This window comes from Achromobacter sp. (assembly GCF_057314935.1).
Genome location: NZ_DBHKZA010000147.1, coordinates 1 through 7,265 on the forward strand (window position 1 = coordinate 1; position 7,265 = coordinate 7,265).

Genomic DNA, 7,265 nt, shown 5'->3' on the forward strand with positions numbered 1-7,265 from the left:
GCACCACGCTGGTGGTGGCGCACCGCCTGTCGACCGTGCGCGCCCTGGACCGCCTTCTGGTGATGGACCATGGCCGCATCATCGAAGAAGGCAGCCACGATGCGCTGATCCGTTTGAAGGGCGGCCTGTACCGGCGCCTGTTCGAACGCCAGGCCCTGGAACTGACCAAGGGCATGACGGCGGCGGAACTGTTGCAGGACGGCGCCACGGCGCCTGCCGCCAAAGAGGAAGACGTGGACGAAGACGCCTACGCCTTCGGCAAGTAAGCGGCACTGCCGTGAAAGAAAAAGGGCCTGGCGCAGCAATGCGTCAGGCCCTTTGTCTATCTTGCCCCGCCTTGTCGTGATGCGTTTCAGGCCGGGCGTTGCGCGAACGTCAGCCGCAAGCCGAAACCGATCAGCGCGGTGCCGAAGATCACGCTTTGCACCTTCTGCGCCCGTGGACTGGACGACATCCAGCGCCCCACGGCCCCGCCCGCCAGCGCGCACACCACGTCGAACGCCAAGCCGAGACTGACCAGGATGACGCCCAGCAGCGCGAATTGCGGACCGATCGGCCCATGGTCCGGCGACACGAACTGCGGCAGCAGCACCGAGCAGAACAGCAGGGCCTTGGGATTGAGCACATTGGTCAACACGCCGGCCATCAACGCGCCGCCCAGGCCCGAGCCTCGCGGCGGCGTCTGGCCGGCAGCGTCCAGCACCACGAGCCCGGCCCGTAGCAGCCGCACGCCCAGCCACATCAGATAGATGCCGCCCACGGTGCGAGCGGCGTCGAACGCCCACGGGTGGGTCTTGAACAGGGCCGCCAGGCCCAATGCCGCCAGCGTCACGTGGGCGGCGCGTGCAATGGCCAGGCCAACGGCGACCGCCAACGCCTGCCCCCGTCCCCGCAATACGCCCGTCTCCAGCAACAGGATCATGTCCGGCCCGGGCACCACGTACACAATCAGCAAGGCCCCAAGAAACATCGCCATATCGGCCATCACCGCGCTCTCCCGCGCATTATTCAAGGCGATCATTCTAGGAAAATCGGACTGGCATGTGCTTGCGATTCATGCCAATCCGATTACCATGATTGGCATACTCGTCTTCTTTATCCACTCATTTCTTGAATCTATGCCAAAGCGCGACCTGGATGCTTATGACCGGCGCATTCTCGAGGCCTTGCAGCAGAACGGCCGCCTGACCAATGTGGAGCTTGCCGAGCAGATCGGCCTGTCGCCCTCGCCCTGCCTGCGCCGCGTGCGCATGCTGGAAGTGCAGGTCGTGGTGCCGGACCTGCGCGGTTACGAGCGCTTCCTGCTGGGAACGCTGCTGAAGCTGCCGGGCGTAAAGGACATCCGCAGCAACTTCGCCATCCAGACGGTCAAGCCGCAAAGCCCGCTGCCGCTGGACCATCTGGGCAAGTAACCCGCCCTAGGGCATGGCCGCCGCCGCCCGGTCCACTGCGGCGCGCCGCCGATCGAACCGCGCCTGCGACATCTCCAGGTAACGCTGGACCACCGCCGGCTCGGACGTCTTGGGCGTGCCGCCGGGAAACGGCGGTTTGGGGTCGTATTCGATCTGCAGCTGGATCAGCTTGGCGACGTCGTCGCCGCAAAGCGCCGCCACGACCTTCAGGCCCATGTCGATGCCCGAGGTCACGCCGCCTGCGGTGTAGGTGTTGCCGTCCACGCACAGGCGCTCGTCGGTTGGGATGGCGCCGAAGCGCGACAACAGTTCGCGCGCTCGCCAATGGCTGGACGCCCGCTTGCCGCGCAACAGCCCGGCCGCACCCAGCAGCAGCGACCCCGTGCAAATACCAAACAGATATTGCGCGTCTTGCCCCTGCTTGCGCGTGAATGCCACCCAATCGGGGTCAACAATGGCATCATCCGTGCCCGGCCCGCCGGGCACGACCAGCAGATCGCAGGGCGGCGCGGACGCCAGCGTCTGGGTGGGCACGAATTGCAATCCGCGATCGCACCGTACCGGATCCCGCGTTTTTGCGACAAAATCCACAGTGAAGCCCGGCGCGTTCGCCAGGACCTCATAGGGGCCGGTCATATCCAGCTGGGTCAGCCCTTCGAACAAGAGAATATTCACATGCATGACGATGCTCCTTCAAGAACGCCAACGCCCAGCATAGGCGGACGCGCCCAGTCCGTTGCGCCACAAATGGCGGAAAACGCGCCACAACGCGTGCTGTTCGTGCTGTTCGACGGCTTTCAGCCGCTGGACCTGGCAGGCCCTTGGCAGGCATTCAGTTCGGCAAACGAAGAGGCGGGAAAGGCGCTGTACCAGTTGAACACGATTGCCGCCGAACGCGTCGTCAGCACCTGGGAGCAAGGGCTGCGCATGCAGGTGGACGGCACCTTCGAAGAAGACGGCGACGCACCGGTCGACATGCTGCTGGTGCCGGGCGGCCCCGGCGTCGACCGCGCCAGCGCGCACGCGGAAACACGCGCCTGGCTACGCCGCCGCGACGCCGGCGCCGCGCGCACGTGCAGCGTCTGTACCGGTGCGTTCGTCCTGGCCGCGGCGGACCTGCTCAACGGACTGGCCGTCACCACGCACTGGCGCTCGGCGGACCGGCTGCGCCAGATGTACCCCGCGCTGCGCGTGCAGGACGACCGTATCTTCATCGAAAGCGGCAAGTACTGGACCTCTGCCGGCGTCACCGCAGGCATCGATCTGGCGCTGGCCCTGATCGAACGCGACCATGGCGCGGCACTGTCGCAGCAGGTGGCGCGCCGGCTGGTCGTCTTCATGCGGCGCGACGGCGACCAGCGCCAGTACAGCCAGAGCCTGCGGCTGCAAGACCGCGTCGCCGCACCGTTCCGCGACCTGGTCGAAAAGATTGAAGCGCACTTGTCGGCGCGCTGGTCGGTGGACGACATGGCGGACGCCTGCCATATGTCGCGGCGCACCTTCCAGCGCAAATTCGCGGCGCATTTCGGCGTGGCGCCCACCGAAGTGCTGCGGCGCCTGCGCGAAGAACGGGCCAGCGCGCTGCAAAGCACCGGCAAGCTGCCGCGCAAGACCGTCGAGCAGCACGTGGGACCGTTGCATAAAAGGCCGGAACGGCTTTCCTGACATGCCGATCACCGACAGCCCCTGCCCCGAATGCGGCCATCCCCTAGCCACGCGCACGCAGGGCATGAGCCTGATTGCGGAATGCGCGCATTGCGGCTGGATGGTGGCCACGACCAATCCCAACCACCCCTTCCATGACCGCACGCCCTACACGGTGCGCGCGCGTGCGCAAGGCATCGCGCGCGGCACCGCCATCGCCCGCCTGTCGGCAACCTTGGGCACCGGCGTCCCCGTCGCGCGCGCCATCCTCGACCAGGGCCTGCCCGTGGCGGAAAACGTTTATGCGTACGAGGTGATCCGGCTGCACAAGCTGCTCTGGCCGCAAGGCCTGTCGCTGCAGGTCACGCCGGAATTCACCTGGGAACTGGACGACAGCCTTTAGCCCGCCAGCCCCACGGACATGCCGCCGCACACGTACAGCAGTTGCCCCGTGATGAAGCCGGCGCGCCGGTCCAGGAACAGGGCGACGCTGTGCGCCACCTCTTCCGGCTGCCCGACCCGGCCCACGGGGATGGAGGCTTCCAGCGCCAGCGTCTTCGGCTGGCCGGGCGGGTTCGACTGGTTGAACAATTCGGTCGCGATCGGGCCTGGCGCAACGGTGTTCACGGTGATGCCGTCGGCGGCCAGCTCCAGCGCCCAGGTGCGCGTCATGCCGGCCAGCCCCGCCTTGGACGCGCCGTACACCGTTCGCCCGCCCTTGCCCAGCGCGGCGCGGCTGCCGATGTTGACCACGCGTCCGTAGCCCGCCTGGCGCATGCCCGGCAACAACGCCTGCAACAGCAGCACGGGCGCCGTGACATTCAAGGCCATCGTGCGCAGCAAGTCTTCCTCGGACACGTCCTCGATGTTGGCGACCTGGATCATCCCCGCATTGTTGACTAGGTGCAGCACCGGCCGCTCGGCCGCCAGCTCGCGCGCCGCCTCGCGGGTGGCCGCCGCATCGCCCAGGTCGACCGAGCGGAAGGTCTCGCCGGGGAGCAGTTGGTCGGGCGCGCGGCGGCTGAAATTGACGACCTGATAGCCGTCCTGCACCAGGCGCGCCACGATGGCGCGGCCGATACCCCGGCTGCCGCCGGTGACAAGTGCGATGGGGGTGTTCATTGCGCGGTGATTCCTTTGTCTTTGATGAGTCCGCCCCATTTCTTGCGCTCGTCGCGCTCGAAGGCCGCCAGGTCGTCGCCGAAAAGCGTACCGGGTTTGGCGCCCATGGTGGCGAAGTTGGTGGCGATGGCCTGGCTTTGCAGGCCGCTGCGCGCGGCATCGATCAATTGCTTGACCACGGGCGCCGGCGTGTTGCGCGGCGCGTACAGGGCGAACCACGCCGTGACGTCGAACCCGGGCAGACCCGACTCCGCAACGGTGGGCAGGTTCGGCACCGACGGATCGCGTTCGCCGGATGTGACGGCCACCCCGCGCACCAGATTGCCGTCCTTGATCTGCGCCAATGCGCCCGGCAGATTGTCGAACAGCAGATCCACCTGGCCGCCCGCCACGGCCGGCAAGGATGCGGACGTGCCCTTGAACGGCACGTGCAGCATGGTCACCCCCGCCATCGATTCGAAATACGCGCCCGTCAGATGGACCGACGATCCGATGCCGGGCGAAGCATAGGTCAGCTTCTTGTCGGGCGATTGCTTGGCCGCCTTGATGACGTCGGCCACAGTCTTGTACGGCGATTTGGCGCTGACGGCGATCACGTTGGGCGTCGTGGAGACCAGCGCGATCGGTACCAGATCACGTTCGGGATCGAACGTCATGTTGCTGTAGAGAAACTGGTTGATGGTCTGCGTGCCGATGGTGCCCAGGCCCAGCGTGTAGCCGTCCGCCTTGGCGCGGGCCACGTACGCCATGCCGATGTTGCCGCCAGCGCCCGGCTTGTTTTCCACCAGCACGGTCTGCTTCAAACCCGGTTGCAGCGCATTGGCGATGGCGCGGCCGAAGATGTCCGCGCCGCCGCCCGGCGGATACGGCACGACGACGGTGACGGGGTGTTCGGGATAGCCGGCGGCCTGGGCCGCGGGCAGCGCCACAGCCGCCAGGGCGGCGGCGGCAAGCCAGCTCCGCGCGGCGCGCGGATGCACGAATTGCGTCATGAATTTTGTCTCCTATCGAACTCGCTTATTGCGGGTTTCTTCTTAAGGCTTTCGCGGATACTCAAAGTACGTAAATACGTACTATAGTTATAAAAACATAGAAAACGGATAGGAGACAAGCAAATGAAACGCTGGACGCAACGCCCGGAAGGGTCCACCTGGGGCGACTTCGGGCCGGACGACGAACTGGGCCGGCTGAACCTGCTGACGGAAGAAAAGGTGTTGCAGGGGGTGCGCGAAGTGCGCGTGGGCAAGGTGTTCTGCCTGTCGCTGCCGCTGGACCTGCCCGGCGGCAACGTGCTGAATCCGCGCCGCCATGCACCCACGCTCAAGCCCACATTCCGCGAAGGCACGCCCTACCTGAATTTCGCGATGTCGCAGGTGCAGCCCGAGGCGGTCGACGTGCTGTCGGATGACCAGGTCACGCTGTCCATGCAGTACTCCACGCAGTGGGACGGCCTGTGCCACGTAGGCGCCCTCTTCGACATCCAGGGCGACGGCCAGGCCCGCCGCGTCTATTACAACGGCTACGCCGCCGGCGTCGACGTGTTCGGCGGCGCCGACCCCGACACGTCGGGCGACGCCTGCTGCCCGCCGGGCGGCTCGTATGCCCGCAAGCTGAGCATCAGCCGCTACGCCGAAAAAGGCATGCAGGGACGCGGCGTGCTGGTGGACCTGGCACGCGCGTTCGGCCCCGGCCGCACGCTGGTGGGCCACGAACAGTTGCAGACCGCGATGCGCGAACAGGACGTCGTCGTGGAGCCGGGCGACATGCTGGTGCTGCGCACGGGCTTCGCCGAACGCTTGGTGGCCATGAACGGGCAGCCCGATCCGCACGCGCTGGAACAGACCGGCGCCGTGCTGGACGGCGCCGACGCGGCGCTGCTGGACTGGATCACCGCCAGCGGGGTCGCCGCCCTCTGCGCGGACAACTACGCCGTGGAGTCCTATCCCGCGCGCACATCCGGCCCCGGCCATTCGATCCTGCCGCTGCATCACCATTGCCTGTTCAAGCTGGGCGTGCCGCTGGCGGAACTCTGGTATCTGAAGGACCTGGCCGATTGGCTGCACGCGCAGGGCCGCAACCGCTTCCTGCTGACCGCCCCGCCCTTGCGCATGCCGGGCGCGGTGGGCTCCCCCGTGACGCCGATCGCCACGGTGTAAGCCATGTTCGTACCGACTTCGACGTTTTCCGGCCACCTCGACGCGCTGGCCGCGCGCTGCCCCGAGGCGACCCTGCTGATCGACCAAGACCAGCGAATCAGCGCCGCGCAGTTGCGCGCGCAAAGCCGGGCGCTGGCCGCGGGGCTTGCCCGCATCGGCGTGCGGCCTGGCCACCGCGTGGCCGTCTGGCTCCCCAACTGCGCGGCCTGGGTGGAATCTTTCCTGGCCTGCGCGCACCTGGGCGCCGTGGTGCTGGCCGTCAACACGCGCTTTCGCGCGTTGGAAGTGGCCGACATCCTGGGCCGCGGGCAAGCGGACTGGCTGGTGTTCTGGCCGGGCTTCAAGGGCATCGATTTCCAGGGCATTCTTGACGGCGTCGACCCCGCTCAATTGACGCGTCTGCAAGGCGTGGTGGCGCTGACCGGGCCGGACGAAGCCGCCCCGGCCGCCGTCCCCGGCATACCGGTGCACCGCTATGCGGACCTGCTGGCCACCGACACCCCGCCGCCCGCCCCGCACGGCAACGCCGGCGTGCTGTGCTTCACCACATCGGGCACCACGTCCAAACCCAAGTTCGTCCTGCATGACCAGCAGACCTTATTGCGCCACGGCGCGGCGGTCGCGCAGGCCTTCGGCTACGACGACGACAGCTGCGTGCTGGCCAGCGCGCCGTTTTGCGGCGCATTCGGCTTTGCGACGCTGGTGGGCGGCCTGGCGCAAGGCGTGCCTGTGGTCTGCGCGCCGGTGTTCAACGCCGCGGAATCGGCCCAGGCCGTCGCCCGCCATGCGGTCACCCATACGTACGCCAACAACGAGGCGCTGGTCGGCATGATGCAAGCCGCTCCGCCTGGCGCCTTCGCCTCGGCGCGCCTGTTTGGCTTCGCCAGTTTCACGCCCGCGCTGGACAACATGCTGGACCTGGCCCGCGAGG

The 7,265-nt window shown here is 67.3% G+C and carries 9 protein-coding genes and 1 pseudogene; 6 read left to right on the plus strand and 4 right to left on the minus strand.

Annotated features, from left to right (window positions below; translation table 11 throughout):
- A pseudogene (locus ACO6D5_RS28965) lies at positions 1-266 on the plus strand (ABC transporter ATP-binding protein); the annotation flags it as partial.
- Between the two features lie 86 nt (positions 267-352).
- Here the strand turns inward: ACO6D5_RS28965 and ACO6D5_RS28970 are convergent.
- Positions 353-1,021 carry a LysE family translocator gene (locus ACO6D5_RS28970; protein WP_485827303.1) on the minus strand — a complete coding sequence of 223 codons (669 nt, stop codon included), beginning with the start codon at positions 1,019-1,021 and terminating at the stop codon, positions 353-355.
- A gap of 97 nt (positions 1,022-1,118) precedes the next feature.
- Between ACO6D5_RS28970 and ACO6D5_RS28975 the strand changes: the two genes are divergently transcribed.
- Positions 1,119-1,412, plus strand: coding sequence for an Lrp/AsnC family transcriptional regulator (locus tag ACO6D5_RS28975; RefSeq protein ID WP_485827304.1), 294 nt, complete (start codon positions 1,119-1,121; stop codon positions 1,410-1,412).
- 6 nt (positions 1,413-1,418) lie between these two features.
- Here the strand turns inward: ACO6D5_RS28975 and ACO6D5_RS28980 are convergent, their stop codons facing one another.
- Positions 1,419-2,093: a DJ-1/PfpI family protein gene (locus ACO6D5_RS28980; RefSeq protein WP_088588473.1), complete on the minus strand. Its 675-nt coding sequence runs from the start codon at positions 2,091-2,093 to the stop codon at positions 1,419-1,421.
- Between the two features lie 66 nt (positions 2,094-2,159).
- On the opposite strand from ACO6D5_RS28980, the gene ACO6D5_RS28985 reads away from it, so the two are divergent.
- Both ACO6D5_RS28985 and ACO6D5_RS28990 read left to right on the plus strand, forming a co-directional pair.
- Positions 2,160-3,077 carry a GlxA family transcriptional regulator gene (locus ACO6D5_RS28985; RefSeq protein WP_006224135.1) on the plus strand — a complete coding sequence of 306 codons (918 nt, stop codon included), beginning with the start codon at positions 2,160-2,162 and terminating at the stop codon, positions 3,075-3,077.
- 1 nt (position 3,078) lies between these two features.
- Entirely contained in the window at positions 3,079-3,459 is a 381-nt protein-coding gene (locus ACO6D5_RS28990) for a zinc ribbon domain-containing protein (protein ID WP_088588475.1), read from the plus strand.
- Here the strand turns inward: ACO6D5_RS28990 and ACO6D5_RS28995 are convergent.
- Positions 3,456-4,178, minus strand: coding sequence for an SDR family oxidoreductase (locus ACO6D5_RS28995; RefSeq protein WP_006224137.1), 723 nt, complete (start codon positions 4,176-4,178; stop codon positions 3,456-3,458). The two genes, ACO6D5_RS28990 and ACO6D5_RS28995, sit on opposite strands and share 4 nt — an antisense overlap.
- Positions 4,175-5,170, minus strand: a complete 996-nt coding sequence (locus ACO6D5_RS29000; RefSeq protein WP_485827305.1) for a Bug family tripartite tricarboxylate transporter substrate binding protein — start codon at positions 5,168-5,170, stop codon at positions 4,175-4,177. Before ACO6D5_RS29000 ends, ACO6D5_RS28995 begins: the two co-directional genes overlap by 4 nt.
- Before the next feature lie 123 nt (positions 5,171-5,293).
- On the opposite strand from ACO6D5_RS29000, the gene ACO6D5_RS29005 reads away from it, so the two are divergent.
- Positions 5,294-6,334, plus strand: a complete 1,041-nt coding sequence (locus ACO6D5_RS29005; protein WP_485827306.1) for a cyclase family protein — start codon at positions 5,294-5,296, stop codon at positions 6,332-6,334.
- Positions 6,335-6,337: 3 nt separating this feature from the next.
- The coding region (locus ACO6D5_RS29010; RefSeq protein ID WP_485827307.1) for an AMP-binding protein at positions 6,338-7,265 on the plus strand (928 nt) is incomplete at its 3' end.

What these genes read in the sequence shown, in the direction of transcription:
- ACO6D5_RS28970 (WP_485827303.1), bottom strand. Translation starts at nt 1,021, where the DNA reads ATGATCGCCTTGAATAATGCGCGGGAGAGCGCGGTGATGGCCGATATG.
- ACO6D5_RS28985 (WP_006224135.1), top strand. Translation starts at nt 2,160, where the DNA reads ATGGCGGAAAACGCGCCACAACGCGTGCTGTTCGTGCTGTTCGACGGC.
- ACO6D5_RS29005 (WP_485827306.1), top strand. Translation starts at nt 5,294, where the DNA reads ATGAAACGCTGGACGCAACGCCCGGAAGGGTCCACCTGGGGCGACTTC.
- ACO6D5_RS29000 (WP_485827305.1), bottom strand. Translation starts at nt 5,170, where the DNA reads ATGACGCAATTCGTGCATCCGCGCGCCGCGCGGAGCTGGCTTGCCGCC.
- ACO6D5_RS28975 (WP_485827304.1), top strand. Translation starts at nt 1,119, where the DNA reads ATGCCAAAGCGCGACCTGGATGCTTATGACCGGCGCATTCTCGAGGCC.
- ACO6D5_RS28980 (WP_088588473.1), bottom strand. Translation starts at nt 2,093, where the DNA reads ATGCATGTGAATATTCTCTTGTTCGAAGGGCTGACCCAGCTGGATATG.
- ACO6D5_RS28995 (WP_006224137.1), bottom strand. Translation starts at nt 4,178, where the DNA reads ATGAACACCCCCATCGCACTTGTCACCGGCGGCAGCCGGGGTATCGGC.
- ACO6D5_RS28990 (WP_088588475.1), top strand. Translation starts at nt 3,079, where the DNA reads ATGCCGATCACCGACAGCCCCTGCCCCGAATGCGGCCATCCCCTAGCC.